The following is a 26,357-nucleotide window of genomic DNA, read 5'->3' as shown; positions in this document are numbered from 1 at the left end:
ACCGGTGGCTTAAGCGGCGGTTCGATCTTTCGCGTTGTTCCGCCCGGGTGGCGGAGGTGATCGTGGGCCCATGAGCGAAACCTTGATCGACATTGGGACAGGGATGCCACCGATGAGCACAGCCGCGTCGCTGGTCCTCGGGCGGTACCAGCCGGCTCGGCGCCAGCAGGTCGAGGGGGAGGGGAAGTGACCCGGAATCGGATGACCGAGATGGTGAAGCTGCCGACCGGGTTCGGGCGGCTCTGGACCGCGCAGACGATCTCCTCGCTCGGTGACGGAGTAACGCACGCCGCCCTGCCGCTGCTCGCGTTGACCTTGACGCGGGACCCGATGGCGCTCGCCGTCGTCACGGCCGCCGGAACACTGCCGTGGCTGCTCTTCGGAGTGCTCGGCGGTGCGCTGGTGGACCGCTGGGACCGTCGGCGCGCGATGTGGATCGCGGACGCCGCGCGCGCGGTGCTGCTCGCGATACCGGCCGCGGCGGCCGCGCTCGACGTGCTGAGCATTCCGCTGCTCGCGGCCGTCGCCTTCCTGCTCGGCCTCGGTGGACTCTTCTTCGACACGGCCGCCACGGCCTATCTGCCGGATCTGCTCGGCCGCAACCCCGCGCTCCTGGAGCGCGCCAACGCCCGCCTGCGCGGCGCTCAGACCGCCGCGTCCGGCTTCGCGGGGCCGCCTGCGGGCAGTGCGCTGCTCGTGCTCGGGCGGGCGGTTCCGTTGCTCGTCGACGCGGTGTCGTTCGCGCTGTCCGCTGTGCTCGTACGGTCGTTGCCTGCCGTGCCGCGGCCCGTACCGCAGGTCCGTGAGTCGCTGCTTCGGCAGGCGCGGGCCGGGGCCTCGTACGTCTTCGGGGACCGGTTGCTGCTCGGGCTCGCGCTGCGTCCGGCGGTCGGGAACGTCGCCTTCCTCGCCGTGGAGACCGTCCTCGCCCTCTTCGCGCACGACCGGCTCGGCATCGACACTTTCGGCTTCGGCCTGCTCCTCACGGCGGAGGCCGCCGGCGGCCTGCTCGGCGCGGGCATCGCCTCCTTCCTCGGCCGCCGGCTCGGCACCGGCACCGCACTGACCTGCACGGCCGCCGTCGAAGGGCTTGCCATCCTGGGCCTGGCGGCTGCCCCGAACCCGTACCTGGCCGGGCTGGCGCTCGCCGTCTGCGGGGCGGGCATGGGCGCCACGATGGTGCTCGGCCCCTCCCTCCGGCAGGCGATCGTCCCCACCCACCTCATGGGCCGGGTCGCCTCCACCTCCCGCATGCTCGCCATGTGCGCCGCCCCCCTCGGCGCCATCCTCGGCGGCTGGTTGGCCGCCGCCTACGATGTACGCACCCCGCTCTACGTCGCCGCCGGCATCCTCCTTGCCATGACCGCCGTCACGGCCACCATGACCAGCAACCGTCGGGTGGAATCGGCACTACGCGCCGCCGCCACGACTCCCGGACTAGGACACCTGGAACCCGATGGCCCGAGTCACGAGAGCGCACCCGAATCACCGCAACCCGTTGGGGTTTCGGCGTCTGTGGATCTAACCGAGACAGGCCCTGCCGGCCTGTCACCGCCGCACCGAGGTCAGATGTCGGAAAGAGTCTCGTCGTACCAGACGTCCTCGTAGCCGGGTGCGAGTACCACGCCCCAACCTGGTGGGAGTGCGAGGTACGGCCCAAGCTCTGGGGCGTGCTCGTCCAGGTGCTCAACATGCAAGGGTGCGAAGAAGTTGTCGTCTTCCTGGGGGATCGCGGGGCCGCGCCACACGAACCAGCCGTTGCTGTTGGCTGCGATCGGGTGCCGCAGGGCGTTAAGCGGTTCCAGGTGGCGTGGGCGCGACAGTGCGAGGCCGACCATCGTTCGCTGTCCCGGCGGCGCTGGCTCGACCGCGAAGCGTCGACACATGTCGCGTTGTGCGGCCGAGACACTGGGGTCCGGCAGGCGACGACACCAATTGATCATTTACCCATCATGTGGAGTCGAACTGTCAAGGGTCAATCGGAGCACGACATCGGCCGAGTAGTGCTGCTTGGTTCCGCATCATGTTTGACGGATCGGCGTCGCAGGATCCTTGACGCTAGGTCGTGATGATTAGGTCTGGTGCCTTCGGTCGATGGTAAGGCTGGTCACCGCCAGCAGACGCTAGGGTCTATGCGTGCCTGAGGAACCCGACGAAGATCTTTTGATGCACGAGGAGTCGGTGTTGGCCAGGCTGAGTGAGCTGTCCGGCGTCGAGATTCTGTGGTGCGACGACTTCTACGACGGGGATATCGACGGGCTGGCCCGGTGGGAGGAGCGGGAGTTCTGGTTCGCCGGGGTCTACCCACTCGATCGTCGTCCCCGCCGGTACGTGCTGCACGAGATCAGGGCATCGGACGTCGAGGCGGCGTCGGCGCTGCACCGTCGACTGGGCGCATACGCTGACGCTGCCCGGCACGGACGTCTGGACTCGACGCAGGAGCACGCGTGGGACCAGGTGTGGGCGAGCCGGCCGGATTACCGCCGCGCCCCGGCGGTGGGCTGGTTCACCGCCTGACCCCAGGCTGAAGGTTCAGCTAGTGCTGTGTCCACTAACGTTCACGGTGTTGGTTGACACGCCGCGCGGCCTGTCGGCCGGGCGGCGTTGTGCCGGTCACGCTGTGGCGGTGGCAGATCTCGTACGCGTTCGACGGCTGAGTGATCAGGAAGGTCAGCAGCTGTTCAGAATCACCCGCCGGGGAACCGGCTCGGCGATCCGATTGCGGCGGGCGATGGTCGTGCTCGCCTCGGCCAGGCGGGAACACGGGGCCTCGCCCGCCTGGTTCAGGCCGACGAGGACACGATCCGGCAGGTCATCCACCGGTTCAACGAGAGGGGGATGGCCAGCCTGGACCCTCAGTGGGCGGGTGGCCGTCCCCGCCAGGTCAGTAGCGACGAGGAACAGTTCATCGTCGAAACGGCCAACACCCGCCCCGAGAGGCTGGAGCGACCGGTCACCCGGTGGAGCATCCGCAGGCTCGCCGACCACCTGCACCTTCATGCCGCGCGACGGATGGTCGTGGGCGGGAACGGCTGCGGCAGACCCTGCACCAGCACCGGATCACCTTTCAGCGGACCAAGACGTGGAAGGAGTCCACCGACCCGCAGCGCGATGCCAAACTCGCCCGCATCGAGTACGTCAGCGCCCACTTCCCGCAGCGGGTGTTCGCCTTCGATGAGTTCGGACCCCTCGTGATCCGCCCTCAGGCCGGCATCACGGCCGCGATGAAAAACGATGACCTGCCGATCCGGTCCCTGTGCGCCCGAGGGGCCGTTCGGGCCGCGACGGGCCCGGCTCAATTGCGGGGGTTACTGTCAGCCGTACTGCGCTGGTTCGGGCTGAGGCGCTGCAGGCCGTGACTGCGGTCGGTGATCTGGGCGCTGCTGAGGCGGCGTTGCCTGATCGGCATCCGCTGGTGCGGGCGATCGCTCAGGCCGGGCTCCGCCGTAGCGGCGCGGATCCGGCAGAGTTCTATCGCCTGCTTGCTCGGCGGGAGCTGCCGGTGCCGGGGGTGATCGCCGGGCTCGGCGAGACCGGTGGCGTCGAGGATGCCGGCCTGGTTCGGCGGTGGCTGGCGCATCCGCGTGCGCGTGGTCGGGTCGAAGCGGTCCGAGCATTGCGTCGCCTGGGCGTGACCCGGTCGGCCGAACTGGTGCCACTGCTGCGCGACGAGTCTGGCGCGGTGACCCGCCAGGTGGTGGCGGCCCTGCGACACGACCTCGGGGTCCTTGACCCGGAGATGCTTGAGGCCCTGCTTAGGCCGGGCAACGCGCCGCATGTCCGGTTCGCGGGCTACCGGCTGCTGACCTGGGGCAGCGCGTGGCAGCGGCTGGCCACCAACTTACGTCTGGTCGATGATCCCGACGACCGGTTGCGCGTCGGTGCGCGGGCGGACATCAGCTCGTGGCTCGATCGGCAGGCGGCCACGACCTATCACGGGCCGTCGGGCGATCGCGCCGCCGAAGTCGACAAGCTGATTGAGGGTGCTCGCCCGATCCTGGGTGAGCACAAGGTCCGGCTGCTGCGGTTCCATGCCGGCCTGCCCCATCAGGCGGCGCTATGACCGGCGACGACATGCCTCGCCCGCTCAGCGAAACCGAGCGGGACGTCATCGCGCGGCTGCTGTCCGTGCCGTTCCCTGGGCGCGACGAGTTGCGTGCGCAGTTGCCGCTCGCCACTGTCGAGGGACGGTGCGGCTGCGGCTGCGTGACCGTCAGCCTTGCTGTGGACCGCGCTGCAGCGCCGGCCACGGTGTTGTCCGGTGCGCCAGTTTCGGCTGACATCAGCGACGACGAGTTCGACGCCGGCATCGTGTTACTCGTCGATGGCGAGGGCTATCTGTGCTCCTGGAGGTCTACTCCATCGCTGACGAACCCGTCCGGCGGCTCCCACCCGTCGAGCAGATCAACGCCCGTCTGCAGATTTGAGCCTCAGCTTCAGCTGGACGGAAGGCGCAGAGCCGGACACAGGATTCACCGACATGATCGTGGGCTCATGCCGGACCAGCGGCGGCCGGTCCGGTAACTGGGTCGGCGTGTTGAGTCCGACGGCCTCCGGTGGCCCCAACCCTGATGGCCATAGTGGCCCCACCCGGCTCTGGACGGCAGCCGTTGTGACGGCTTGAAGTGGCCCCACCGCGGGCGCATTGGGTTCCCTGCCGGGTCACCCAATGTGATAGCGGCTGCCCTCTGAGATCTCGTCCCCGCGGCCTTGGCGACCGCTCTGTGCCACGAATGCGGTTGCAGCGCCCCGTAGGATTCCGATCATGAGTTGCTTCGCCGCTTGGCGTACCCGCCGCTGAGGGTCGGCTCGCCGTCGTCACGGCTGCTGGCTGGCCATCTGATGCCCGTTGTGTTGGCTTTCAGAACCTCAGCTTGAAAGGCACACTCACATGCGTATCCGCTCGTTTCTTCAGCATGACCTGACCCGGCTCACCGAACTGACCATCGAGACGTTCGGGCCGTTCTACGAAGAATCCTTCCGCCCTCTTGTGGGCGAGGCTGTCTTCGCCAACCAGCACGGCAAGTGGCGCGACGACTACGTCAAGCAGGTTGCCGAACTCCACGACCCCGCCGAGCACCGGTACGTCGCGGTCGCTGAGATCGACGGTGCCATCGTCGGCTACGTGGCCTGGGCAGTAGAACCCGAGCGCCGAAATGCCAGCGTCACGATCCTCGCCGTGTCCGCGGAGCACCGCCGGCTCGGCGCGGGCACCGTGCTGTGCGAGCATGCGTTCGCCGCGATGCGGGAACTCGGCGCCGAGGTCGTCACGATCGGCACGGGCGGAGACGGATTCCATGCGCCCGCCCGAGCCCTGTACGAAGCACTGGGCTGCACGCTGCTGCCGGTCGCCGTCTACTACCGGGAACTCTGATCTGATCCGGGGCGGGGTGCGCTCACGTGCCCCGCGCCGGGTCACAGCAGCCCAACGGGCCGTGCCAGCCGCTTGTGTTAGGCGGGCATCGGGTGGTGTTGCTTCCGTCTGGTGTGGGCGAGACGGTACGAGTCGGTGCCGGTTTCGATGATGTTGCCGTCGAAGGTGAGCCGGTCGACGATGGCGGCGCAGAGCCGCGGGTCGGTGAGCGTCATGGTTCAGCCGGAGAACGACTCGTTCGACGCGATCGCCACGGATGCCTTCGCCTCCCGCTCGGTCAGCACCTGGAACAGCAGCTCGGCGCCGCGCCGGTCCAGTTCCATATAGCCCAGCTCATCAATACACAGCAGGTCGATGCGTCCGTAGCGGGCGATGGTCTTGTTCAGATCCTTCTCGTCAGCGGCCTGGAGAAGCTCGTTGACGAGCTTCGCGGCGAGGAGGCGGAAGAGCACGCGCGAGGCGAGCTCGGTGTTGTTTCCGCTCTCCTGTCGGGACTCCGTGATAAGCGCCCGGAACGTGTCCTCGTCCAGGAACGGACGGTAGCAGCCAAGCTCGTCAGCGCCTCGTCCGCCGGATCGTCCGGGCTCTCGCGCCGACACGCCCGGGAGGGGTCCGCGAGGAAGTCCTCACCGTCACTCGTGGTGAGGAGCAAGAGCTTGGACGGTCTGCATGACCGTCCAACATCATTTCGGTTAAGCAAGCGTGTTCGTGCTGGCAGGGCGGTCCCGAAGGGCCGGTCGCTGGTGCGGAGGGCGGCTTTGCGGAGTTGGGAGTGGTCGTTCAACTGACCGCGCGCCAATTGTCGAGGCTCGTCCGACTGTTCGGTCAAACGGGACGTGCTCGTACTGGCAAGAGCCCGTAGGGCCGATCGCAGGCGCCCAACGCGACCTGCGGGCAAGGACAGTTATCAGCTCTGGCCTGTCGAACCCTGTTTCACCGCATCCACCCTCCGGGCATCGCTTCGGGTGAGCGTCAACCTCCTGCAGATCGTTGAGTGGCGCGACATGCCAGTAGTGCGGTCAGCCGATCCAGGGAACGCTGCGGTCCGATGGCGGTCACCTGTTCAGCTGCGTCAGGTCCGGCAGGGGCCGAGAGTCATCGTCACCGTCTCCGCAGGAACGCGTAGACGATCTTGTTGGAGGCGAATTCCGAGATGTTGACGAGGTCCCAGCCGAACTGGCCCAGGACCTCGGCGGCAGCAACCGCCTCGCTGACCTTGTCGCCGCCGAGGCCGTGGTGGGAGACCACGGCCAGCAGACGATAGGGGTACGTACGAAGATCGGCTTTGCCCTGCAGGACCGCCCGGGCGGTGACCATGCGGGTCCGGGCGATGTGCTCCGGGGTCTCTGCGGCGGTCATACCCGGCACCATAGTGGCTCGTCGCTCGGGCAGTCTGCCAGCTCCGCGGCCGGTATGTTCGAGACGTGTCTGCGTCGGCCGGTGTTTCTCGTCTTGTCGTGGCGTTCGTTGCGGTGTTCGCCACTGCCGCCTGTGACGGTGCCCCGGCTCCTGCGGGTGCGCCGACCGCCGGGCCGGCCACGAGCAGCGTTGCCTCCACCGCGCCCACCGCCTCGGTCGGCCCCATTTATCGCGCTCAAGATCTGGAGCTGTGCAAGCGTACTGATCTTCGGCCGTTGGCGGAACTGTCTTTGACGGTGGCCCGTACCGATCCGACGCCACCGCTGGGGCAGCCGGGTGCGTCGTGTCTGTTCGAGATGCGGACGAGGGGCGGGTATCAGGCGAACCTGCGGGTGGAGGCGTCCACGCCTGTCAGTGAGCAGGAGGCGCGGCTGCTCTACCGGGCTACGGCGCAGGTGACGGTGATGACTCCAGCCGGCGTCATCACCGGTGTGGGCGACGAGGCCGAAGCCTTCACCAGGCGCTCCGAGCCCGGCTTCAAGTACGCCGAGTACATGGTGCGCGCGCGCACGGGCAACCTGGTGGTGAAGGTCTGGTTGGCCGTCGGCGGTGCTTCGTATGCCGCCACCGAATCGCTCGCCTCGAAGGCGCTGACGTTGCTCAAGGCGACGCAGTCGGCCGTACCCACGGTGTGATGGGCCCGTCGGTCATCCTCGGACGGCCTCGGGCCACCGCCCACCGGGTAGCTTCGAGTGGTCGCCGACCTGCGTGGCGATGTCTCGGATGTTGCCCAGCGCGTCGACGAAGCGCTGGCCGATGGTGAGTAGAACGTCCAGGCCGGCGGTGACCAGGTCGCCGACCGACTCGGCGAGGGTGGAGATGGCCCACGGTAGGTCGATGACAGTTGCACCCTCACTCGCTGCCTGCGCCAATTTGCCGACCAGTCCCGTGACGATCTTCGCGAGTTGAACGGCGTAGTCGACGTTCGCCTTGGCGATCGTGAACAGCCACTGGCTGATGAACTCCGACTTGACGACGGACTCGTCGACTGCGGCTTTCTGCTTGAGTGCCTTGGCGTTGTAGGCACTCGCGGCGTCGCCGGTCCATTTGGGCAGGTTCTCGTTCGCCGGGTCGGTGGTGGCGGAGGAGAGTTCGGAGACCGGGGTCTTCACGTCGTTGACCCAGCGGAAGCTGACCTCGATCAGCGAGAGCACCGGCAGTTGATGCTCCAAGGCCTGCTCGACGCGGTCGAGGACGGCGTTCAGTGCCGTTTTGGTGCTGTCCAGGCTGTGCTTGATCCACAAGAGTGCTGCGGGTCCGAGGAGCCACTTCCACTGCTGTACCTGCTCGACGATCTCGTTGAAGGTGGCGATTGCCGTGTCGACGCCGGAGCGGATGTGGTCGAACGCCTTGTTGAACGGTTCCCCGTACTCGAGATCAGTGGTACCTGGCTGCATGGGGGCGCTCCGTAACCTCTCCGAACGTCGTGCGGTGGGTCGTTAGGCCTTGTAGATCTTGTTGAGGTCGAGTGAGACGATCTCGTCGGCCCGGTCGTACTCGTCGGCGATGTGCCGTAGGGCCTTGCCCACCTGTTCGAATTCGGTCACCGCCCCATTGAGGACGGCGACCATGAAGGTGTGGAAGTCGGTGTATGCCAGCGAGTGGATGAGGACGTTCGCGTCACCGATGAAGAAGGCCGAGGGGTCGAGGTGCAGCTGCTCCGCGGCGACCTTGATGGCGGCGACCCGGTCCGACAGGGTCAGCCACTTACCTCCCTCATCGCGGAGCGAGTCGGTGATGACGTTCAGTTCAGCCATCTCATTACCTCACGATCCAGTCCGTCCGGTGCGGTCCAGCGCGAACGCGCGGAAGAGGGAACGGGCTTCGAACTGCAGCTGGCCCGCGTCTGCCCGTGCGATCCGCCTGACGTCGCCGGTGATGGCGGTGATGCCGCCTCCGCGGATGCGCAGCGTCAGGCAACCGTTGGGGCTCGACATGCTCGACTCGTCCGTCCGCGTCCCCAGGTGAGCCGCAGCGTCCAAATCCGCGTCGAGGTCGTCCAGCGTCCGCCAGGTGTCGCGCAGCCAGGTGTGCTCGTCGACGTCCCGCTCGGGGCTCCTGTCGAGCGGCTCCTGATCCGGCGCTGCGGGACCTTTCTCCTCCGCCTGCAGGTGGAGGAGCGCTGCCAGTTCGAGGGCAGCCTGCACGGCGGCGGCGTACGCCTCGAAGAGCGCGTCGGCGAACCTGCTGGGGCCGAGCCGGCTGCGCCAGTCGCGAGCGATCGTGACAGCTGAGACCTTTCGTTGGGTGTTGACCACCACGCGGACGGAGCCGGAGTGGTCCGTCCTGGAGCACTCTTCGGGTCGCAGTTCACGTCCCGTCTCGCGCAGCGCACGATCGGCCTGCTCGCGTAGGGCGGAATCGTCGCCCAGGAAGTCCAGACTCGCCAGTTTGAGGCGTTCATGCCTGCTGCCCTGCATTCGCCCCCCGGCTTCCTGCTCGGTCAACGCTTTCCGTGATGCGCCCGCCACGGCGAGGTAGGACCACGGTACGTGAATGACCAAGATCCGTGGGACCCTGGGCGTTGGGCTGGACGTCTCGCTACGGCGAGGACATTGTCGCGGCAGAGATGCCTCGGGGGACCGCGCCGATCTCCGTCGCGGTGTCCCGTCCGGTAGAGGTGGCGTCTGGTGGTGAGCGCTGAGCTGTGGTCGTTCCAGGTGCGCCCGGACAAGATCGAGGTTGCTGGTCCGGGTCTTATCCCAGCACGATCCCGTTGTCGTCTAGCTGGACCCTGCGGTGCGCTCTCGATATCGCCACGCGGAGATGCGGTCGTATGCCGACGCAGCGGCGGTGTGGCCGGCGACAGGGGCCGGAGTCACCGCGCAGCCCGCAGCCTGCAGCGGGTTCGGCGCGTCGTGACGCGCTGCCTTCGATCTGTCTCTCGTCGGGGTCAGCCATGACGAGTTCCGATGGTGAAGACCAGGAGGTCGACGCTGTAGCTCGTTCCGATGTCGCCGTCTGGCCAGACCCGTCGTGCCGCCTCGGCTTCGGCCCGCCGGGCGTAGTAGAGGAATTCATCGCGGCCGGTGGGTCCGGTGACCGCGACGATGTGACGGAGGTGGGTGAGGCCCGCGGCGCGGGCAGCGGGCAGTAGGTCGCGCGTGTGTTCGGCGTACGCCGCGCCGGGCTGGCCGGGTGCTGCGGAGCTGACGGCGGCGATGACGCAGGTGTCGGCGGTCATGATGAGCTGGCAGGCGGCGAACAGGTCGGTGATGCTGGCGGGTGTCCGGGTGTGGTGCCGTGGCGGCCATCGCAGGACGACGAGGCTGACCGGATCGGTGAGCGCGTCGAGGTCGGCGACTGCGGTGGGGTCGGTGATGGGCAGGTAGGTGCGGGACGTGCGGGCGCTGGCGTGTTCCAGTTGTGGGTCGTTGTCGAAGTCGACGATGGTGTCGCCGCGTCGGGTGTACACGAGGATGAGTCGCTGCGCCAAGCGCGACGCGAGCGGGCTGCCCGGGAGGGCGGCGGGGCCGGCGTCGTCGCGGTCGTCGAGGCGCCAGACGGCGATCGGGACATCGCCACCGACGACGATCGCCTCGTCGGTGTGCGGGCGGGCCGGGCGGTGAAGCAGGTTCGGGCGGATCGGGCCGATCGGCGTGGGGTCAGGTAGAGCAGTCATGTGCGGGTGGCTCCCGCGCTGACTGACCGTGTTCGCATGGACAAATGGCCTCGCCAAACCGGCGTAGAGCACCCGGTGACGTGGTCGGTTGCCCAACGGCATCCAACAGCGTCGAATCTGTTGGCCCGTGGCTCAGATTGCTCCCCGCCACGGCCGGGGCGCTGCCGGCTGCCCCGGCCGGCCGTTCGTCGACTTGCGGATCTTTCCCGGCCAACAGCACCCAACAGGGGTCGTGAGCCGGACTGTTGGGCTGCCGCGCCCTGTCGATGCCGGGCGGTGTCCTCCCATTGGTCGTTGGGTGGAGATGGTCCCGGAGCAGGCACAACAGGCTCTTGGCCCCGCGCGCGTGATCGTGGACTGTTCGGTCGCCGTGGGCGGATAAGGGTCTCGCATCGCCGTCAAGGTGCGGTGCCCGAGCGTCTCGTGAGGGATGCCATGTCTGCTCGAACCTGGCCGTCGTCGCCGCTGTCCGCGGCCGGCCGTGCCTTCACCCTGCTCGTCGCGCCGCCCACCCATGTCGGATTTGACGCTCGAGGGTTCGACGGCCTGCCGGACGAGATCCTGCCGTTGGAGCGGCTCCGTGGGCTGCTGTTGACGCCGCAGACCAGCGTCGAGGTCCGCGACGCGGTGTGGCGTGAGCTGGTCATCCGCGCTCGCCGGGACGGCCCGGCCTGGGTCGTGGCCGCCGTCGGCATCGCTTTGCCGGGCCTGCGGCATCTCGCCGGGCTCCTCGCGTCGGGGTGGCGGGGGGACACCCGTGACCTGGACGCCGAGCTGCTGGTCGGGTTCGTCGAACGGCTGACGACCATCGACCTTGAGCCGCCGCGGGTGGTCGGCCGGCTCCTCGACGCCGGTCTGCGCGCCGCCCGTAAGGCCCGCGATGCGGACTCCGACGCCCCGCTCGTCCGTACCGACGCGACCGGGCCGATCGCGCCGGTGCAGCCGTGGGATCACCCCGACCTGGTGCTGGCCAGGGCGGTTGCGGCTGGGGTCATCGACGCCGACGAGGCGAACCTGATCGCCGCGACTCGCCTGGAGAACGACACGCTCGCGCAGGCCGCGGTGCGCCTCGGTATCACCGCCAGTCTGGCCTCGTCGTGGCGGTTGAAGGCCGAACGTCGGCTTCTGGAGGCGATCCGCGCGGGTGACCTCGCGTTCGTGCCGCTGAGGCGTCGCCGTAGTGACGAGGCCCGCCGCCGGGTCGCCGCGACTCACCAGCGGGTCGCCGTCATTCAAAGCGCGTGATGGCCGTCTACCAGCGGCGCACTCCTACCGACCCGCGACCCACCGGCAGGCGGCCGCGACCCAACAGTGACGGCCTGTTGGGTCGCTGTTGGGTCGCCGCGGCGCGCCGCAGGTCGTGTTGGCCGCCCAACAGTGGGCCTTTGTGGGCAAGACATCGGACCGAGAAGCGGCCGGTGTCGGCGCCCCGGGGATCGGGGCGCGGCCGGCCTGAGTGGCCGTGTTCGCACCCGATCACTTCACGGCTGGAAGGAGCGACGCTCCCACGGCCCGCCCCGATCCCCGGTGGCGCACTTCAATCCCCAATCGGCCCCGCGCAAGCGGGGCGGGAGGTGCTCACCATGATCCGCCGCATCCTCTACCGCGCCATCGCGGTCACGGTCGTGTTCCTGGCGACCGTGACCGGCGCGGACCCGGTGTACGCGGCCGAGCCGCATCACCTGGCCGCCAACTCCCTGCCGGTGGTCATCAGCAACATCACCAGCTGGATCGTCGGGATCCTCATCGGCGTCGCCACCTTGTTCCTGACCATCGGCGGCCTGCGGTACCTCGCGGCGGGCGGCGACCCGACCGAGGTGGAGAAAGCCAAGTCCGCGCTGAAGAGCGCGCTGATCGGCTACGCCCTGGCGGTGCTGGCGCCCATCCTGCTCGCCGTCGTGCAGAGCTGGGTCGGGGGCTGACGTGGACGACTGGCTCGTCGGCCAATTCATCAATCCCATCATCGGCTGGTTCGCCGAGACCATCCTCGGCGCGCTGACCGCCTTGTGGGACCTGTTGGCTGCCACGGTGTTCGTCAGCCCCGACGTCACGCTGCTGCCGCAGGTCACCGCGTTTGCCGACACCTCGCTGGCGATCGTGAACACGTGCTACGTGCTGGCGTTTCTGTGGGTGGCGATCCTGGTGATGGGCCGCGACACCATTCAGTCCCGGGTGGGGCCGGGGGAGCTCATCCCCCGGCTGGTCATCGGCCTGATCGCGGCGAACTTCGCCATCCCGATCTGCTCGACGGCGATCCAGCTGGCCAACGCGTTCACCGCGGCGCTGACCGGGCAGGACATCACCGCGCCCGGCTCGTTGCGGCAGCTGCGCGCCATCACGGTCGCCGCCCTGTCGGGGCAGGCGGGGACCAGCCCGGTCGGGTTCCTGCTCATCCTGATCGGACTGCTCATCACCGTCCTGCTCGGCATGCTCGTCGTGCAGTGGATCATGCGGTTGGGGTTGCTGGTCGTCACCGTGGGCATCGCCCCGATCGCGGTGGCCCTGCACGGCACGGCACAGACCGAGGGCGCGGCGAAGCTGTGGTGGCGGACCCTGCTCGGCTGTCTGGGGACGGTCACCCTGCAGGCCGTCGCCCTGCACACCACGTTGACGATCTTCCTGGCCCCGGACGCGAACCTTCCGCTGCTCGGTCTGCCCGGCGATCCCGGCGCGGTCATGAACCTGCTCATCGTCGTCTGCCTGCTGTGGGGCGTGGTCAAGATCCCGGCGCTGATGAGGCGGTACGTCACGCAGGGCCGGCCGAACGCGATGGGCACGATCCTGCGGGTGGTGCTCGTGCAGCAGCTGACCCGGGGCCTGCCCCGTGCGCTCGGCTCCCGGGGAGGGCCCGGCCGTGCCGTCGGCGGTAGCGGCGGTCGAGGCGGTGGGGCGGGCGCGGCCACCCGAGGGTGGCCGGTGACTTCAGGCGGGGGAGGCGGGGGTCGACCTCGCCCCGCCGCGTGGTCCCCGGCACCGCGTCTCGGCATGTCCGCACCCCGACCGCTGCCCCGACCGTCGGGTGCCGGTCCCGGCCGCACCGGTATCGCCTACCCGACGGGGCGCCCTGTGCGCCCATACAGCCGCGACGACATCGCCGGCGGCGTCGACCTCTCCACCCGCGCGATGAAGGCCCGCGCGGTCTCGCCCTCGCGAAAGGCACCCCGATGACCACCATTCACCGCGCCTCGCGCTCGGACACACCTGCCGACCCTCCCCCCACCGGCGGGGACACGTCCACCCTCGTCGCTATCGCCTGGCCCACTGGCCGGCCGATCAACCGATACACCGCCACGGAGATCGCCGACGGCGTGGACCTCTACACCCAGGCGATGAAGGCCCGCGCCGCTGGCGGCACCCCCGGTCAGGGTGACTGTGATGCGCCCGAGTGACGACGCCGCCCCGCGCGCCCGTATTTCCGCCGACGTCGACACCCCGGACAAGATCGTCTACGGGTTGACGGCGCGGCAGGTGGCCATCCTGGCCGTGGCCGCTGTGCTCGGCTACGGCATCGTCCGATCGGTGGGGACGCTGCTGCCGCAGCCGGTCCTGATCGCGCTCCTCACCCCGTTCGCCGGCGCGGCGATCGTGCTCGCCCTGGGGCGCCGCGACGGCCTGTCCCTGGACGCCTGGCTGATGGCAGCGGTCCGGCACACCCGCAGTCCGAAACGGCTGGCCCCTGCCGCGACCGGACGACCGGCCGTGGCACCGGCGTGGGCGCCGGCCCCCGCGACTCCCTGCACGACGGTGCCGGTCCTGCGGCTACCGGCGACGGCGATCAGCGACACGGGCGTCATCGACGTCGGGGCACACGCGGTGGCGCTGGTCGCCTGCACCACCGTGAACATCGGCCTGCGCACCGGCGACGAGCAGGCCGCCCTGATCGGCAGCTACGGACGGTGGCTGAACTCGCTGTCCGGGCCGGTGCAGATCGTGATCTCTGCGCAGCGCGTCGACCTGTCCAGCCACGCCCACCGCATCGCCGCGACCACCGGGACGATCGCTCATCCGGCGCTGGCCCGGGCGGCGCTCGACTACGCCGGCTTCCTCGACGACCTCGCGGCACGACGAGACCCGCTGTGGCGCACCGTCACCGTCGCGGTCACCGCGGCCGGCGACAAGGGCCGCGACACCGAGGTCCTGCGCCGCGCGGAGCACGCCGCGTCGGCGCTGTCCGCGCTCGGGGCGCAGACCGCGGTCCTGGACGGCGGTCGCGCCGCCGCGGTGCTGACCTGCGCCACCGACCCCTACACCCCGGCCGACGTCACCTGGGCCCGTGCCCTGCCCGATGCGGCCATCACCGAAGCAGGAGACTGACATGCCCCCATGGAGGTGGCGCAAGCCCAGCACTGTTGACGCGGGCCCGGCCGACGCGGCGGGACTCGCAGCCGTTGTCGGCCCGGCCGGAGTCGAGAACACGCCCCGCCACCTGCGCGTCGGCGACGGATACGCGGCCACGCTGATCGTGACGGGTTATCCCGCCGAGGTCGGACCGGCCTGGTTGGACCCGCTGCTGGCCTGGCCGGGTCGCCTCGATGTCGTCGTCTACATCGATCCCCTCACACCGCAGACCGCCGCGGCCCGGCTGCGCCGGCAGCGGGCCCGGCTGGAGTCCAACCGGCGCACCGACGCCGAAAAGGGCCGCCTGGGCGACCCGATCGCCGAGGCCGCCGCCGACGACGCCGCGGAGCTGGCCGACCGGATCGCCCGCGGCCACAGCAAACTGTTCCGCGTCGGCCTGTACCTGTGTGTGCACGCGGCCACCCTCGACGACCTCGACGAAGCGGTCGCGCACGTGCGGGCCACCGCCGCGTCGGTGCTGCTCGATACCCAGCCGGCGACCTGGCGGCACCTGCAGGGCTGGACCACCACGCTGCCCCTGGCGACCGATTCGCTGGGCATGCGGCGGGTGATGGACACCGACGCGATCGCCTCGGCGTTCCCCCTGGCCTCCGCGGACCTGCCGGCGCCGCTGCCCGGTGAGCCCGCCGCCACCGGCGGCATGCTCTACGGACTCAACCCCGACAGCAACGGCATCGTCTGGTGGGACCGATGGGCGCAACACAACGCCAACAGCGTCGTCCTCGCCCGGTCCGGGGCCGGAAAAAGCTACTTCGTGAAGCTCGAAGTGCTCCGCTCCCTCGCCGACGGGGTGCACGTGGCGGTGATCGACCCCGACAACGAGTACATCCGCCTCGCCGACGCCGTCGGCGGCGTCACCATCGCCCTCGGCGCCGCCGGCGTCCGGGTCAACCCCCTCGACATTCCGCCCGGAGACCGCCGGCCGCAGGCCCGCACCTACCGGGCGTTGTTCCTGCACACCCTGATCGCGGTGCTGCTGGGGCAGCAGCCGCCGCCGTCGGAGCGGGCCGCCCTGGACACGGCCATCAACGACGCCTACGACCAGGCGGGCATCTCCAACGACCCCGACACGTGGCGCCGGCACGCCCCGCTGCTCCGCGACGTCGCCGCCGCGCTCACCGACCAACGCACCGACGCCGCCGACACCCTCGCCGCCCGGCTGTCCCCGTGGACCACAGGATCGTTCAAAGGCCTCTTCGACGGCCCCACCACCACCGTGCCGAGCGGCCAACTGGTGTGCTGGTCGACCCGGCAGCTCGCCGACGAACTCCGCGCCCCCGGCATGCTCCTCGCGCTCGACGCGATCTGGCGGGACGTCGACACCCCCGCCATCCACTCGGCGCAGACGCCCCGCCGGCTCGTCGTCGTCGACGAAGCCTGGACCCTGCTGCGCGACGGCGAAGGCGCGAAGTTCCTGTCCCGCCTGGCGAAGGCCGCCCGGAAACGCCGGGCCGGGCTGGCGGTCATCACCCAGGATGTCGGGGACCTGCTCGGCTCCGACCTCGGGCAGGTGGTCATCGCGAACGCCGCCACGCAGGTGCTGCTGCGGCAGGCGCCGCAGGCGGTCGACCTCGTCGCCGACGTGTTCGGCCTCACCGCCGGCGAAGCCCGGGTGCTGCTCGGTGCCCGCCGCGGCGAAGGCCTGCTGATCTCGGGTACCCACCGGGTGGGTTTCCAGGCCGTGGCCTCCAAGCAGGAACACCGGCTGTGCATCGGTGACCTGGAGCTCCCCGACGACGAATGACGCCCGCCGCCGCACCGCGACGGCCGGGACCGGCCGTGACTCAACCACGTGACCGAGGGCCGAGGGCCGTGGGCCGTGGGCCCTGGGCCGATGGCGACCGCGGCCCTTTCGGCATTTCTGGAAGGACCCGATTAGTGAACAGCAGCGTCGTCTTCCCGAACATCCCCGCCGTCGTCCCCACACCCACGTCCACGTCCAGCTCACCGTCGGCGCCGCCGCTGCCCGGTCCGTCGCAGTGGCTGCTCGACACGGCTACCGCTGGCGTCGACTGGTGCCGGGACCGGCCCTGGCTCGCGCTGGTCACCGTGCTGCTCACCGCCGCCGGCTACATCGCACGCACCGCCGTGGCCCGTCGCCGGCACACCCGAATGGCGCGGCACGCCCACCTGATCACCATCAGCCCGCCGCCGGAGGTCGACCCGGACGGCGCCGCCACCCTCTGGGCCACCCTCGCCGAGATCCTGCACGCCGGCTGGCGGCGCCGGCTGCGCGACGGCCGCCCGCACCTCGCCGTCGAGTACCGGTGGAGCGGCCGGGAACTCACCATCGCCCTCTGGGTGCCCGGCACTGTGCACCCCGCGCCGGTCCAGGCCGCGATCCGCGGCGCCTGGCCCGGCGCCGCGTGCACCGTCACCGACGCCAGTGCGCCGCTGCCTCGGGGCGCGCTCGCCGTCGGCGGGGCACTCGCCCCCACGCTGGCGCCCTGGTACCCCCTGCACACCGACCACGACAACGACCCGCTGCGCACCCTGATCGCCGCCGCCTCCGGCCTGCACGCCGCCGAGTCCGCCTGCGTGCAGGTCCTGGCCCGGCCCGCCACCGCCCGGCAGGTCCGGGGCCTGCGCCGCGGCGTGCAGAGCCTGCGCACCGGGCGGGCACCCCACGACCTGCTCGACCCCGCCACCTGGCTGCGCGTCGTGTTCAACCTCAGCGCGGGGCTGTTCACCACAGGCCGGCGGCCGCCGGCAGCCGCGCCGCACACGCCCGTACCGAACGGTGACCCGCGGCGCGAGCGGGACGGCCGCGCCGGCATCGACAAACTCGCGAGCACCGCATGGGACGTGGCGGTGCGTTTCGGTGTCGCGCACACCAACCCCCGCGGCAGCGACCCCGACACTCTCACTGCGCGGTTGGTCATGCTCGCGCAGGGCATCGCGTCGGCGTTCGGATCGTGGACCGGCCGCAACCGGCTACGTCGGCTGCCCACCAGGCATCCGGCCCGGGTCCTGGCCGCCCGGGTGCTGCGCCGCGGGTTCCTGCTGTCCGCCGCTGAGCTGTCCACGATCGCGGCCCTGCCGCAGGACATCGCCGTGCCCGGGCTGGACCGGGCCCGCGCCAAGCCGATGCCCGCACCCGTCGCCGTCGCCGCCGGAGGGCGTGGCACGAAAGTCCTCGGCCGCGCCGACGTCGGCGGGCACTCCGTGGCCGTGACCGTCCCCGACGCCCGTCAACACCTGCACGTGCTCGGCTCCACCGGCTCCGGCAAGAGCACCTTGCTGCTCAACATGATCCTCGACGACATCCACGCCCGCCGCGGCGTCGTCGTCATCGACCCCAAGGGTGACCTGGTCCTCGACCTGCTCGACCGGATCCCCACCAGCCACGCCAACCGGCTGACCATCATCGACCCGGATCAGCCGGCCGGCACCACCCTCAACCCGCTGCAGGGCGCCGACCACGACCTGGTCGTGGACAACATCGTGTCGATCTTCGGGCGGATCTTCGCGAAACACTGGGGGCCGCGCATCGACGACACGCTGCGCGTGGCGTGCCTGACATTGTTGCGCAAGGCCAACGCGACGCTGACGCTGATCCCGCCGCTGCTCAACGACAAGAAGTTCCGCTACGCGTTCACCCAGGACCTCGACGACCCGGAGGGGTTGCGCGGCTACTGGGAATGGTTCGAGTCGACGCCGCCGCCGCTGCGCGCCCAGGTCATCGGGCCGGTGTTGTCCCGGCTGCGCGCGTTTCTGCTGCGCGACTTCGTCCGCCGCACCCTCGGCGCGCCGCAGTCGAGCTTCGACATGCGTCGCGTCCTCGACGGCGGCATCCTGCTGGCCCGCCTACCCAAGGGGCAGATCGGTGAGGAGACCGCCCGGCTGATGGGCAGCTTCGTCCTCGCCTCCGCCTGGCAGACCGCGACCAGCCGCGCCCGGCTACCCGAAGCCGACCGCCGCGACGCGTTCGCCTACATCGACGAAGCCCACAACTTCCTCAACCTGCCGGGGTCGGTCGGCGACATGCTCGCCGAGGCCCGCGGCTACCACTTCGGCCTGGTCCTGGCCCACCAGAACCTGACGCAGATGCCCCGTGAGACGCAGCTGGCTCTCTCCGCGAACGCCCGCAACAAGGTGTTCTTCTCCTGCGCCCCCGAGGACGCCCACCAGCTGGCCCGGCACACGATGCCCGAGCTCGACGAGCACGACCTGTCGCACCTGGACGCCTACCGGGCGGGATGCCGGCTCGTCGTCAACAGCCGCGAGACCGCCGCGTTCACCCTGCGCACCAACCCGCCGCGGCCGCTGGTCGGGGAAGCGACGGCCGTCCGGCAGGCCGCCGCGCCGGCCGTCGCCGAGAGGTCGGGGAACCGGACGGCGATCGCACGGCTCGCCCGCGTGACCGACCCACCGGTCCACGGCAACCCTGATCCGAGCTAGTCCAACAACCACCCGCCAGGGCGCACCGGGTAGCCCGGCGAGCCGGTCACGCAACGCATCCACCAGCCCAGGGTTCACGGTCGTCGCCGCCGGGGCGCGACGACCCGCGCACACCGGGGCGGGACGCGATGCCACCCGGTGGCCACGGGGGAGCCGCCGGTGGACCGGCGAGCTGTGCCTGCCGCAGCCGGTCGCCCGGTTGTCGGATGTCCCCGCGAAGCACCCGGTCATTGCCTTCTCGCCTCGGCTACGTCCCCGGTCCCTGCTACCGCCACCGACCCGGCCGGTGACCGGCGCCGCACTGCCGGGGCCAGGCCGCCCCTGACCGCCCAACAGCCCAGCTAGGAGCCGTCATGTCCGCACACACCGCATCCCGACACCTCCCCGAGGGGGAGCTCTCCGCGGGGGACGCAACCCCTGCCGTCCTGCGCGCCATCAACCCTCGTCGCAGCCCCGCCACCACCCTGATCGATGTTTCCCACCGTCTCCGGGCGCGCGACTACACCATCGCCACCCTCCTCGACGACCACCTCACCCTTACCACCGACCACCTGACCTCCGTTCTCTTCTCGAACCTGACCACCTGTCGCCATCGCCTGCACCTGCTGCGCCGCCTCGGCTTCATCGACCGGTTCCTCCGCAACCGGCCGGGCGCACCCAACCCGGTGTGCTGGCTGCCCGGCCTGTTGTCCTCCCGATACGTTGCCCTCGCCCGCGACGACAACCCGCCGACCGCCAGGGCAGTGCGGGAACGCCAGGACCGCATCTACTCGAGTCCGACCTTGCAGCATCTGCTCGCGGTCAACGACGTCTTCGTCGCGCTGCTCGTGCACGCCCGCCACCAGCCGGGTGCGGCGCTGACGCGCTGGTGGTCTGAACGCACCACCGCTGCGGCGTTCGGGCACCGCATCAAACCCGACGGCCACGGCGTGTGGACCGACGGCGATCAGGAGACCGGGTTCTTCCTCGAACTCGACCGCGGCACCGAGCCACTCGGTCGCCTCGTCGACAAGTTGACCTCTCACCGCAAGCTGGTCGCCGAGGGCGGCCCGCAATACCCCGTCCTGTTCGTCCTGCCCAGCCGGCTGCGCGAGCAGAACCTGCACCGCAGGCTCGCCGACCGGCCCGAGCCGACTCTGATCGTCGCCACCACCTCACCGGAATCCGGGTCCGATCCGGCGGGGCCGGTGTGGCGGATGGCCGGTAACGGACGCCACCGACTCACCCTGGCTGACCTGCCCAGTAGCCACGGCCAACCCGGCCCCTTCACCCCCGGACCGGCGCGACCGGACGACCACCCACTGCGCCTCGTCCTCGACTCTGCGGGCCGAACCGAGAGCTGACCCGCACCAATGGGTAGCGTGCCCTCGCCGCGTATGACCGGCGCCGGTTCGTGAGCTCAGGGATGTCGGTCGGTATCGGTGACTGGCCGAACGGGCCGTCGGCCGTTCCACCAGCGCGTTCCTAGCGCCGAGGGCGCCGGAGCTTCCCACCACGGCCCGTTTAGGTAAGGCCGTTGAGGACGCGCCAATGAGCGGATGGCCCGTGAGACTTGTGAGTGGGCCGCCGCTCATGCGGCGAGAATCGAGCACGCCAGCGCGGGTTCGGTCCCAGGGGTGGCGACGTTCGCTGATCGGTGGTCAGACGAGCAGCGTGGCGTTGTCGAAGACCAACGGTGACCACTGCGGTGCGCCGTCGCGTCCATGTTTCGGATCGACGCCGATGAACCGGCTCAAGCCGATGCGGGTGAACGTGTGACGGGCAGCCCAGTCCACCGCGGTGCGTTGCCGGATTCGCTCGCCGCACAGCCACGCTTCGCGGCGGTAATCGACGACGGTGGAGTGGCCGTGTACCTGCCCGAATGGCGAGGGTTCGGCGGCGTGCAGCCACGAGTCGTACAGGTCGGTGCCGGCTTCGGCCCAGAGCGGCCCGCGTTCGTGCCACAGCACCTCCTCTGGGCGGGTGTTGAGCAGATCCGCGGCTGTGGTCGCGGTGACCGGCTCACCCAGTTGCTGCCAGGCAGAGACGGTGAGCCCGGCGTGAGTGACGAGGAGTTCCTCTCCTTCGGCGGTGCGTATCGCGGCGGCGACCTGCAGGCGGTCCCGCAGCCACCAGGCCTGCAGGAGCGCGCCGTCTTCGTCCGCGAGCCGGTGTGGCCAGAACACGTCGGCACCCACGTACTGCGATTCGTGATTGCCGATGAGTTGGATCCATCGCTGCGGCGAGTCCTCCAGTTGGTGCCGGACGAAGGCGAGAACTCCGGCGCTGTCCGGGCCTCGGTCGATCAGGTCGCCGACTTGGATTACCACGGTGCCCGGATCCTCGATCGCAGGTGTTGCTGCCGCCACCAGTTGGGTGACGCATCCCCCGACATCACCGATGATCATGATCCTCGTCATGCTGACCTCCGTCGGTCCGACGGTAGCCCCTGCCCGAACCGCTACCGTTGCCGCGAATTGTGGGGGCGGTGGCAATGTGGCTCTTGGGCAGGTTCGTCGTAGCGTCGAGGGCGGCAGGCGGTAACTCAGCGAATTATGCCGAGGGTGGCACCCCGGTAGCAGCTCTCTCATATTCGCGACCGCCTTGAAGGGCAACGCCCGTGATGGCGCCGTCCTACCAGTCGCTGAACGGCTTTTTCTGGACCCCGGCCAGCTCAGGCAGGCTCGGAAGGCGCGAAGCGGCGTGCACATCGCCGACCATACCGCTGGGCGCGAGCTCACGAAGCTGGTGTTTCCCTCTGCCGCGAGTCGCGCGTTACTGAACGTCAGGGCGCTTGGTCAGGTCGGCGTCCGGCCGTTGGGTGGGTTCGGTGGCCAGCTGGTTGCGTGTCCCCGCGGCCGCTCGATCCATGGATTGTCGTCGAGGTAGGCCGTGAGGTTGGGGGATTGTTGCCTCGTGAGGGTTCGTCGGTCAGGTCTGCGGGGGTTCCGAGGTTCTCTATTTGCTCGATTAAGGTCATCGATCGCGAGATCCTCCGGGGGGCCGGTGCGACGCGTCAGGCGGCAGGGGGTGCGCGAGCGCCTGCCGCCTGACGTGACGAGCGATCAGCGACGTCGTTGCGCCGCGTCAAGCAGGGCGGGCGGCGTGTCGTTCTTCTCGTGTGCGGCGAGGTCGACGCCGGGAGCGACGATCGCGTCGATCGCGTCGAGCACGTCGGCGGAGAGCGCGTTGTCTGCGGCGGCGAGCTGGGAGCGCAAGTGATCTATCGTGCGGGGGCCGATGATCGCGCTGGTCACGGCGGGGTGCGCGGTGACGAATCCGAGCGCGAGCTGGATCATGGTCAGGCCGGCGTCGTCGGCGACTTTGGCCAGTTGCTCGACCGCGTCGAGCTTGGCGCGGTTGGCGGGGACAGCGATGTCGAAGCGCTGCCGCAGGAAGCCTGAGCGGTTCGTGCTGATCTCCTGACCGGCGCGGATCGCACCAGACAGCCATCCCGATGCCAACGGGCTCCAGGCGAGCACGCCCATGCCGTATTCCTCGGTTACGGGCAGCACGTGGGTCTCGATCCCACGCTGCAGGATCGAGTAGTTGGGCTGTTCGGTGACATACCTGCTCAGCTGGTTCTCCCGGGCGGCCCACTGCGCCTGCACGATGCGATAGGCGGGGAAGGTCGACGAGCCGAAGTGCCGGATCTTTCCCGCCCGCTGTAGGTCGGTCAGCGCCGACAGCGTCTCCTCGTCGCTGGTGCTCGGGTCCCACCGGTGGATCTGGTAGAGGTCCACGTGGTCGACACCGAGACGGCGCAGGCTGTTGTCCAACGCGGTTACCAGCCAGCGGCGCGAACTGCCCCGATGGTTGCGCTCGTCGCCCGTCGGCAAGCTCGCCTTCGTGGCCAGCACGATGTCGTCGCGGCGGCCGGCGATGGCCTTGCCGACCATCTCCTCGGACTGGCCGCCGCTGTACACGTCGGCGGTGTCGATGAGGTTGATCCCCGCCTCGATGGCCGCATCGACGATGGCGGTGGCTTCTTCCTGGCTGGTGTTGCCGATCTTCCCAAAGTTCATCGCGCCGAGCACGAGGGTGCTGACCTGCACGCCGGTGCGGCCCAAAGTGCGGTACTGCATGACTGTTCTCCCTTGAGGGGTGAAGCGAGTTTGCGAAGCGTGGCTTGGTCGTGGCTCGCCTGCTCGGTATCCTGAGGAAGCGGAACCATGTTCCGTTACCAACATACGGAACATGGTTCCGCTTACCAAGTCAAGTGACGGAGGTAACGCGCAGTGGTCGACATCGACAACGGATCAGGGTCGTCGGGCCCGCGGAAACGGGCCGACGCCCGGCGCAACGAGAAGACACTGCTGGACGCGGCCGCTGCGGCTTTCATCACGTCCGGCGTCGATGCGCCCGTGCGCGACATCGCCGCCAGAGCCGGCGTTGGCGTTGGCACGATCTACCGCCACTTCCCGACGCGAGCCGATCTCATCGTCGCCGTCTACCAACACCAGGTCGAGGCATGCGCTGAGGCCGGTCCGACACTGCTGGCGAACAGCAGCACACCGCACGCCGCCCTGGTGGGTTGGATCAACCTTTTCGTCGACTTCCTGGTCACCAAGCATGGCCTCGCCGAGGCGTTGCAGTCCGGCGATGCCGCCTTCGAGACATTGCACGCCTATTTCCTCGACCGCCTCGTCCCCGTGTGCGCCCAACTTCTCGAGGCTGCTGCCACGGCGGGCGAGATTCGCCCCGACTTGGATGCCTACGAACTGCTGCGTGGCGTCGGCAATCTCTGCATCGGCGCGAACAACGACCCCCGCTACGACGCGCGTCGGATGGTCGAACTCCTCATCACAGGGCTACGCCTCCATTAGGCAGACTCCGACACGAGTTCCTCATGTGCGGCGTGCCGGCAGCGGCGCGGGTGCCCTGATTCACGCAAACGGAATATCGACTCCTTGGTTCTGACGGTCCGGGGTCGCCCCACCCGGACGGCGTGATCCGGCCCCGCCGGTCGAGGATTGTGAGTGGTGTGGCGGTGTGATTTGGCCCCGGCTGGGCCCAGTGCAGGGCTCAGAACATGTCGCTGAGCGTGACTGCCATCCCTGGTCCCTGGCCAGGCGGCGGCACCGCGATAACCAGTTGCGTACCGGCAGTCGCTTCGTCACCTTTGCCACGTGACACCACAAGACGGAGAGCTGATCGAGCTCCGCCGGGAGATCCACCGCCAGCCCGAGCTCGCCGGCGAGGAGCGGGAGACGGCCGGGTTGGTCGCGGAGCAGCTGCGCGCGGCGGGGCTGGAGGTGACGACCGGCGTCGGCGGGCATGGAGTCCTCGCGGTGCTCGACGGTTCCGCGGACGGCCCGACGGTGGTGTACCGGGCGGACATGGACGCCGTCGACGCAGAACGGGCCGTGCTGCCCTTCCCGCGTTCGGACAGGGTTTTCGATGAGGGCTTCGCCTCGCGTGTCCCCGGCGTCGCGCACCTGTGCGGGCACGATCTGCACACCGCGATCGGCGTCGGCGTCGCCCGGGCCCTGGCGCAGGGCTCTGAGCCGGTGCGCGGCCGGTTGGCGTTCGTCTTCCAGCCGGCCGAGGAGCCCCTGCAGGGTGCGCGGGCGATGCTCGAGACCGGGCTGGTGCAACGGCTCGCGCCGCGCGAAAGCTATGCGCTGCACTGTGCCCCGTTCCCGGCCGGCACCATCGCGGTGTCTCCGGGATACGGCCTGCCCGGGTTGGACCATATCCGGATAGTGCTGCCGGGTGGGGACGATGCGGCAGTCGCCGCAATCGCTTCCGAAGTGGCCGCGCTCGGCACCGTCGAGTACCCGCAGAGCGTCGGCGACTATCACGCGCGCTTTCGCGCGGTGGTGGAGCCGGAGATCGCCGCCTCGATCCAGGAATCGGTGTGCGTCGACCAGTGGACCGAACACACGTCCGACGCGCAGCCCGTCGCGAACATCCTGCTGCGGGTCTGGCCGCAGGAGCGGTTTCCTGAGCTACGCGCGCGGGTCGAGCGGCTCGCGGCGGCCGCAGGCGGACACGTCGAGTTCCCAGGCGATCCGTTCCCCGCCATGGTGAACTCGGCGGAGCTCAGCACGGCGGCCGGCCGGTACTTGAGCGCGGCGCTGGGGCAGGAGTCCGTCTTGTGGGCCCGGGCGTCCTGGCCCTTCAACTGCGAGGACTTCGCACTGTTTCTCAACGAGGCGCCGGGCGCGATGTTCTACCTCGGTGTCGCGGACGCCGAGTCGGGGATGAACGGCGCGCCGCACGCCCCCGACTTCGCCGCCGACGAGCGGGCGATCGGCCACGGCGTGCGCGCCATGGCCGGTCTCCTGACCGACCGGCTGGCAGCCTGGTCCACCGCGGGCATCGGCCTCAGGTCTCGGCCCGGGGACGCAGCGCGTTGATTCCGACCTCGCCGTAGTCGTCAGCATCTACAGACAAACTTTGATTGACGCAAACCCCTGATGCGGACAACCTGCGCCGGCCCGAGGGACAACCTCGATGGCACACGACACCTGTGATGAAGCCGAGCCCTCCCGGTCGACTAGTTCATTGTGCCGAGGCGGCAGATCGCGCGGGTGGAGGCCCTGGGAATGGGGTATTGGACGATCGTCCGGGCTCGGCTGGCGGAGGGGCGGCATCGGCGTCGGGTGCGGCAGGCCGGGCACGAGGCCGCGAAGACCGTGATCGGTTGGGCGGTGCGGCACCGGGTCGGGACGCTGACCGTCGGTGACCCGCGGGGTGTCCTCGATCTGCCGGCGGGTCGGCGGCACAACCTGCGGTTGCGGCAGTGGCAGATCGGCCGGGCGATCGCGGTCCTGACGGACAAGGCGGAGTTGGCCGGGATCACCGTGCATCTGGTCGATGAGCGGGGCACGTCGTCGACCTGCCCGGTGTGCCAGCGGAAAGTGGTCAAGCCCCGCGGGCGGACCATGACGTGCAGAAGTTGCGGGTTCGTCGGGCATCGTGATGTTGCCGCGGCGTTCACCATCGCCACCCGAACCCCGGGCGGCGCCACCACCACCCCACCCCCAACGGCGGGTCAGGTGGTCACGCACCGTCGAGCAGGCCGGCACCTTCCCGGTGCCGGGCTGTCCCGGCGTGACCCACGCCGCCCACCAGCGGTGTCAGGGTCGGTTGGCCGGCTGAGGCCCGCCCCACCACCGGTGGGGAGTCGCTCGCCCCGACAACGTTCGGGCGAGGAACCACAACACCACCGACAATCTGGTGAACGTTAGTGGTCAC

General features: G+C 69.8%; 26 protein-coding genes and 2 pseudogenes. 18 read left to right on the top strand and 10 right to left on the bottom strand.

Annotated features, from left to right (window positions below; genetic code table 11):
* Positions 1 to 201 precede the first annotated feature (201 nt).
* Positions 202 to 1,608, top strand: coding sequence for an MFS transporter (locus V6V47_RS13845; RefSeq protein ID WP_334628589.1), 1,407 nt, complete (start codon positions 202 to 204; stop codon positions 1,606 to 1,608).
* On the opposite strand, the gene V6V47_RS13840 is transcribed toward V6V47_RS13845, so the two are convergent.
* Complete coding sequence (locus tag V6V47_RS13840) at positions 1,566 to 1,943, bottom strand: immunity protein Imm33 domain-containing protein (RefSeq protein ID WP_334628588.1); 378 nt, start codon at positions 1,941 to 1,943, stop codon at positions 1,566 to 1,568. The two genes, V6V47_RS13845 and V6V47_RS13840, sit on opposite strands and share 43 nt — an antisense overlap.
* A gap of 193 nt (positions 1,944 to 2,136) precedes the next feature.
* On the opposite strand from V6V47_RS13840, the gene V6V47_RS13835 reads away from it, so the two are divergent.
* Both V6V47_RS13835 and V6V47_RS13830 read left to right on the top strand, forming a co-directional pair.
* Positions 2,137 to 2,517, top strand: coding sequence for a hypothetical protein (locus V6V47_RS13835; RefSeq protein ID WP_334628587.1), 381 nt, complete (start codon positions 2,137 to 2,139; stop codon positions 2,515 to 2,517).
* A gap of 201 nt (positions 2,518 to 2,718) precedes the next feature.
* Positions 2,719 to 2,931: pseudogene (locus V6V47_RS13830) on the top strand (helix-turn-helix domain-containing protein); the annotation flags it as partial.
* 65 nt (positions 2,932 to 2,996) lie between these two features.
* Here V6V47_RS13830 and V6V47_RS13825 read toward each other — a convergent pair.
* Positions 2,997 to 3,299 (bottom strand): hypothetical protein, encoded by a 303-nt coding sequence (locus V6V47_RS13825; protein WP_334628586.1) that lies wholly within the window; start codon positions 3,297 to 3,299, stop codon positions 2,997 to 2,999.
* 56 nt (positions 3,300 to 3,355) lie between these two features.
* On the opposite strand from V6V47_RS13825, the gene V6V47_RS13820 reads away from it, so the two are divergent.
* From V6V47_RS13820 to V6V47_RS13810, 3 genes are all read left to right on the top strand, one after another.
* Positions 3,356 to 4,063, top strand: coding sequence for a hypothetical protein (locus tag V6V47_RS13820; protein WP_334628585.1), 708 nt, complete (start codon positions 3,356 to 3,358; stop codon positions 4,061 to 4,063).
* Positions 4,060 to 4,524 carry a hypothetical protein gene (locus V6V47_RS13815; protein WP_334628584.1) on the top strand — a complete coding sequence of 155 codons (465 nt, stop codon included), beginning with the start codon at positions 4,060 to 4,062 and terminating at the stop codon, positions 4,522 to 4,524. The genes V6V47_RS13820 and V6V47_RS13815 overlap by 4 nt, the downstream gene beginning before the upstream one ends.
* A gap of 367 nt (positions 4,525 to 4,891) precedes the next feature.
* Positions 4,892 to 5,374, top strand: a complete 483-nt coding sequence (locus tag V6V47_RS13810; RefSeq protein ID WP_334628583.1) for a GNAT family N-acetyltransferase — start codon at positions 4,892 to 4,894, stop codon at positions 5,372 to 5,374.
* A gap of 77 nt (positions 5,375 to 5,451) precedes the next feature.
* Here V6V47_RS13810 and V6V47_RS13805 read toward each other — a convergent pair.
* Positions 5,452 to 5,826 (bottom strand): annotated as a pseudogene (locus V6V47_RS13805) (ATP-binding protein).
* Positions 5,827 to 6,475: 649 nt separating this feature from the next.
* Positions 6,476 to 6,733 (bottom strand): transcriptional regulator, encoded by a 258-nt coding sequence (locus V6V47_RS13800; protein ID WP_334628582.1) that lies wholly within the window; start codon positions 6,731 to 6,733, stop codon positions 6,476 to 6,478.
* A 65-nt stretch (positions 6,734 to 6,798) separates the two neighbouring features.
* Here V6V47_RS13800 and V6V47_RS13795 point away from each other — a divergent pair, with 65 nt between their 5' ends.
* Positions 6,799 to 7,428: a hypothetical protein gene (locus V6V47_RS13795; RefSeq protein ID WP_334628581.1), complete on the top strand. Its 630-nt coding sequence runs from the start codon at positions 6,799 to 6,801 to the stop codon at positions 7,426 to 7,428.
* A gap of 12 nt (positions 7,429 to 7,440) precedes the next feature.
* On the opposite strand, the gene V6V47_RS13790 is transcribed toward V6V47_RS13795, so the two are convergent.
* From V6V47_RS13790 to V6V47_RS13775, 4 genes are all read right to left on the bottom strand, one after another.
* On the bottom strand, positions 7,441 to 8,190 hold the full coding sequence (locus tag V6V47_RS13790) for a hypothetical protein (protein WP_334628580.1): 750 nt from the start codon (positions 8,188 to 8,190) through the stop codon (positions 7,441 to 7,443).
* Positions 8,191 to 8,232: 42 nt separating this feature from the next.
* The gene (locus tag V6V47_RS13785) at positions 8,233 to 8,550 is read right to left on the bottom strand and encodes a hypothetical protein (protein ID WP_334628579.1); all 318 of its coding nucleotides are present in this window, start codon (positions 8,548 to 8,550) and stop codon (positions 8,233 to 8,235) included.
* 9 nt (positions 8,551 to 8,559) lie between these two features.
* Positions 8,560 to 9,240, bottom strand: a complete 681-nt coding sequence (locus tag V6V47_RS13780; protein ID WP_334628578.1) for a hypothetical protein — start codon at positions 9,238 to 9,240, stop codon at positions 8,560 to 8,562.
* Positions 9,241 to 9,686: 446 nt separating this feature from the next.
* Positions 9,687 to 10,415, bottom strand: coding sequence for a hypothetical protein (locus V6V47_RS13775; RefSeq protein ID WP_334628577.1), 729 nt, complete (start codon positions 10,413 to 10,415; stop codon positions 9,687 to 9,689).
* Positions 10,416 to 10,850: 435 nt separating this feature from the next.
* On the opposite strand from V6V47_RS13775, the gene V6V47_RS13770 reads away from it, so the two are divergent.
* The 8 genes from V6V47_RS13770 to V6V47_RS13735 all read left to right on the top strand — a co-directional run bounded on the left by V6V47_RS13770 (position 10,851) and on the right by V6V47_RS13735 (position 20,518).
* Positions 10,851 to 11,660 carry a hypothetical protein gene (locus tag V6V47_RS13770; RefSeq protein ID WP_334628576.1) on the top strand — a complete coding sequence of 270 codons (810 nt, stop codon included), beginning with the start codon at positions 10,851 to 10,853 and terminating at the stop codon, positions 11,658 to 11,660.
* A gap of 338 nt (positions 11,661 to 11,998) precedes the next feature.
* Complete coding sequence (locus tag V6V47_RS13765) at positions 11,999 to 12,337, top strand: pilin (protein ID WP_334628575.1); 339 nt, start codon at positions 11,999 to 12,001, stop codon at positions 12,335 to 12,337.
* Between the two features lies 1 nt (position 12,338).
* Positions 12,339 to 13,583 carry a conjugal transfer protein TrbL family protein gene (locus V6V47_RS13760; protein ID WP_334628574.1) on the top strand — a complete coding sequence of 415 codons (1,245 nt, stop codon included), beginning with the start codon at positions 12,339 to 12,341 and terminating at the stop codon, positions 13,581 to 13,583.
* Complete coding sequence (locus V6V47_RS13755) at positions 13,580 to 13,804, top strand: hypothetical protein (protein ID WP_334628573.1); 225 nt, start codon at positions 13,580 to 13,582, stop codon at positions 13,802 to 13,804. Before V6V47_RS13760 ends, V6V47_RS13755 begins: the two co-directional genes overlap by 4 nt.
* Positions 13,791 to 14,729 (top strand): PrgI family protein, encoded by a 939-nt coding sequence (locus tag V6V47_RS13750; protein ID WP_334628572.1) that lies wholly within the window; start codon positions 13,791 to 13,793, stop codon positions 14,727 to 14,729. Before V6V47_RS13755 ends, V6V47_RS13750 begins: the two co-directional genes overlap by 14 nt.
* A gap of 1 nt (position 14,730) precedes the next feature.
* Positions 14,731 to 16,518 carry a VirB4 family type IV secretion system protein gene (locus V6V47_RS13745; protein ID WP_334628571.1) on the top strand — a complete coding sequence of 596 codons (1,788 nt, stop codon included), beginning with the start codon at positions 14,731 to 14,733 and terminating at the stop codon, positions 16,516 to 16,518.
* A gap of 134 nt (positions 16,519 to 16,652) precedes the next feature.
* Complete coding sequence (locus V6V47_RS13740) at positions 16,653 to 19,175, top strand: type IV secretory system conjugative DNA transfer family protein (protein ID WP_334628570.1); 2,523 nt, start codon at positions 16,653 to 16,655, stop codon at positions 19,173 to 19,175.
* Positions 19,176 to 19,528: 353 nt separating this feature from the next.
* On the top strand, positions 19,529 to 20,518 hold the full coding sequence (locus V6V47_RS13735; RefSeq protein WP_334628569.1) for a replication-relaxation family protein: 990 nt from the start codon (positions 19,529 to 19,531) through the stop codon (positions 20,516 to 20,518).
* Between the two features lie 297 nt (positions 20,519 to 20,815).
* Here V6V47_RS13735 and V6V47_RS13730 read toward each other — a convergent pair whose 3' ends face one another.
* Together V6V47_RS13730 and V6V47_RS13725 are read right to left on the bottom strand one after the other, a co-directional pair.
* A complete protein-coding gene (locus tag V6V47_RS13730) occupies positions 20,816 to 21,562 on the bottom strand; it encodes a metallophosphoesterase (RefSeq protein WP_334628568.1) in 747 nt (248 codons plus the stop codon).
* A gap of 657 nt (positions 21,563 to 22,219) precedes the next feature.
* Entirely contained in the window at positions 22,220 to 23,239 is a 1,020-nt protein-coding gene (locus V6V47_RS13725; protein WP_334628705.1) for an aldo/keto reductase, read from the bottom strand.
* Positions 23,240 to 23,392: 153 nt separating this feature from the next.
* On the opposite strand from V6V47_RS13725, the gene V6V47_RS13720 reads away from it, so the two are divergent.
* The 3 genes from V6V47_RS13720 to V6V47_RS32715 all read left to right on the top strand — a co-directional run bounded on the left by V6V47_RS13720 (position 23,393) and on the right by V6V47_RS32715 (position 26,350).
* Positions 23,393 to 23,980, top strand: coding sequence for a TetR/AcrR family transcriptional regulator (locus V6V47_RS13720; protein WP_442934230.1), 588 nt, complete (start codon positions 23,393 to 23,395; stop codon positions 23,978 to 23,980).
* Between the two features lie 393 nt (positions 23,981 to 24,373).
* A complete protein-coding gene (locus tag V6V47_RS13715) occupies positions 24,374 to 25,516 on the top strand; it encodes a M20 metallopeptidase family protein (protein WP_334628567.1) in 1,143 nt (380 codons plus the stop codon).
* 189 nt (positions 25,517 to 25,705) lie between these two features.
* A complete protein-coding gene (locus V6V47_RS32715; protein WP_442934229.1) occupies positions 25,706 to 26,350 on the top strand; it encodes a zinc ribbon domain-containing protein in 645 nt (214 codons plus the stop codon).
* The last annotated feature ends 7 nt before the right edge of the window (positions 26,351 to 26,357 follow it).

This window comes from Micromonospora sp. CPCC 205539, assembly GCF_036906815.1.
Taxonomy (GTDB): Bacteria; Actinomycetota; Actinomycetes; order Mycobacteriales; family Micromonosporaceae; genus Micromonospora.
Note: the sequence above shows the minus strand (reverse complement) of the source record. Positions and strands in the feature narration are given on the sequence as shown.

Excerpts from the sequence above, each read along its gene's own strand:
- V6V47_RS13845 (WP_334628589.1), top strand. The coding sequence starts at position 202 with ATGACCGAGATGGTGAAGCTGCCGACCGGGTTCGGGCGGCTCTGGACC.
- V6V47_RS13840 (WP_334628588.1), bottom strand. The coding sequence starts at position 1,943 with ATGATCAATTGGTGTCGTCGCCTGCCGGACCCCAGTGTCTCGGCCGCA.
- V6V47_RS13815 (WP_334628584.1), top strand. The coding sequence starts at position 4,060 with ATGACCGGCGACGACATGCCTCGCCCGCTCAGCGAAACCGAGCGGGAC.
- V6V47_RS13810 (WP_334628583.1), top strand. The coding sequence starts at position 4,892 with ATGCGTATCCGCTCGTTTCTTCAGCATGACCTGACCCGGCTCACCGAA.
- V6V47_RS13800 (WP_334628582.1), bottom strand. The coding sequence starts at position 6,733 with ATGACCGCCGCAGAGACCCCGGAGCACATCGCCCGGACCCGCATGGTC.
- V6V47_RS13790 (WP_334628580.1), bottom strand. The coding sequence starts at position 8,190 with ATGCAGCCAGGTACCACTGATCTCGAGTACGGGGAACCGTTCAACAAG.
- V6V47_RS13785 (WP_334628579.1), bottom strand. The coding sequence starts at position 8,550 with ATGGCTGAACTGAACGTCATCACCGACTCGCTCCGCGATGAGGGAGGT.
- V6V47_RS13775 (WP_334628577.1), bottom strand. The coding sequence starts at position 10,415 with ATGACTGCTCTACCTGACCCCACGCCGATCGGCCCGATCCGCCCGAAC.
- V6V47_RS13770 (WP_334628576.1), top strand. The coding sequence starts at position 10,851 with ATGTCTGCTCGAACCTGGCCGTCGTCGCCGCTGTCCGCGGCCGGCCGT.
- V6V47_RS13765 (WP_334628575.1), top strand. The coding sequence starts at position 11,999 with ATGATCCGCCGCATCCTCTACCGCGCCATCGCGGTCACGGTCGTGTTC.
- V6V47_RS13755 (WP_334628573.1), top strand. The coding sequence starts at position 13,580 with ATGACCACCATTCACCGCGCCTCGCGCTCGGACACACCTGCCGACCCT.
- V6V47_RS13750 (WP_334628572.1), top strand. The coding sequence starts at position 13,791 with ATGCGCCCGAGTGACGACGCCGCCCCGCGCGCCCGTATTTCCGCCGAC.
- V6V47_RS13745 (WP_334628571.1), top strand. The coding sequence starts at position 14,731 with ATGCCCCCATGGAGGTGGCGCAAGCCCAGCACTGTTGACGCGGGCCCG.
- V6V47_RS13735 (WP_334628569.1), top strand. The coding sequence starts at position 19,529 with ATGTCCGCACACACCGCATCCCGACACCTCCCCGAGGGGGAGCTCTCC.
- V6V47_RS13730 (WP_334628568.1), bottom strand. The coding sequence starts at position 21,562 with ATGATCATCGGTGATGTCGGGGGATGCGTCACCCAACTGGTGGCGGCA.
- V6V47_RS13725 (WP_334628705.1), bottom strand. The coding sequence starts at position 23,239 with ATGCAGTACCGCACTTTGGGCCGCACCGGCGTGCAGGTCAGCACCCTC.
- V6V47_RS32715 (WP_442934229.1), top strand. The coding sequence starts at position 25,706 with ATGGGGTATTGGACGATCGTCCGGGCTCGGCTGGCGGAGGGGCGGCAT.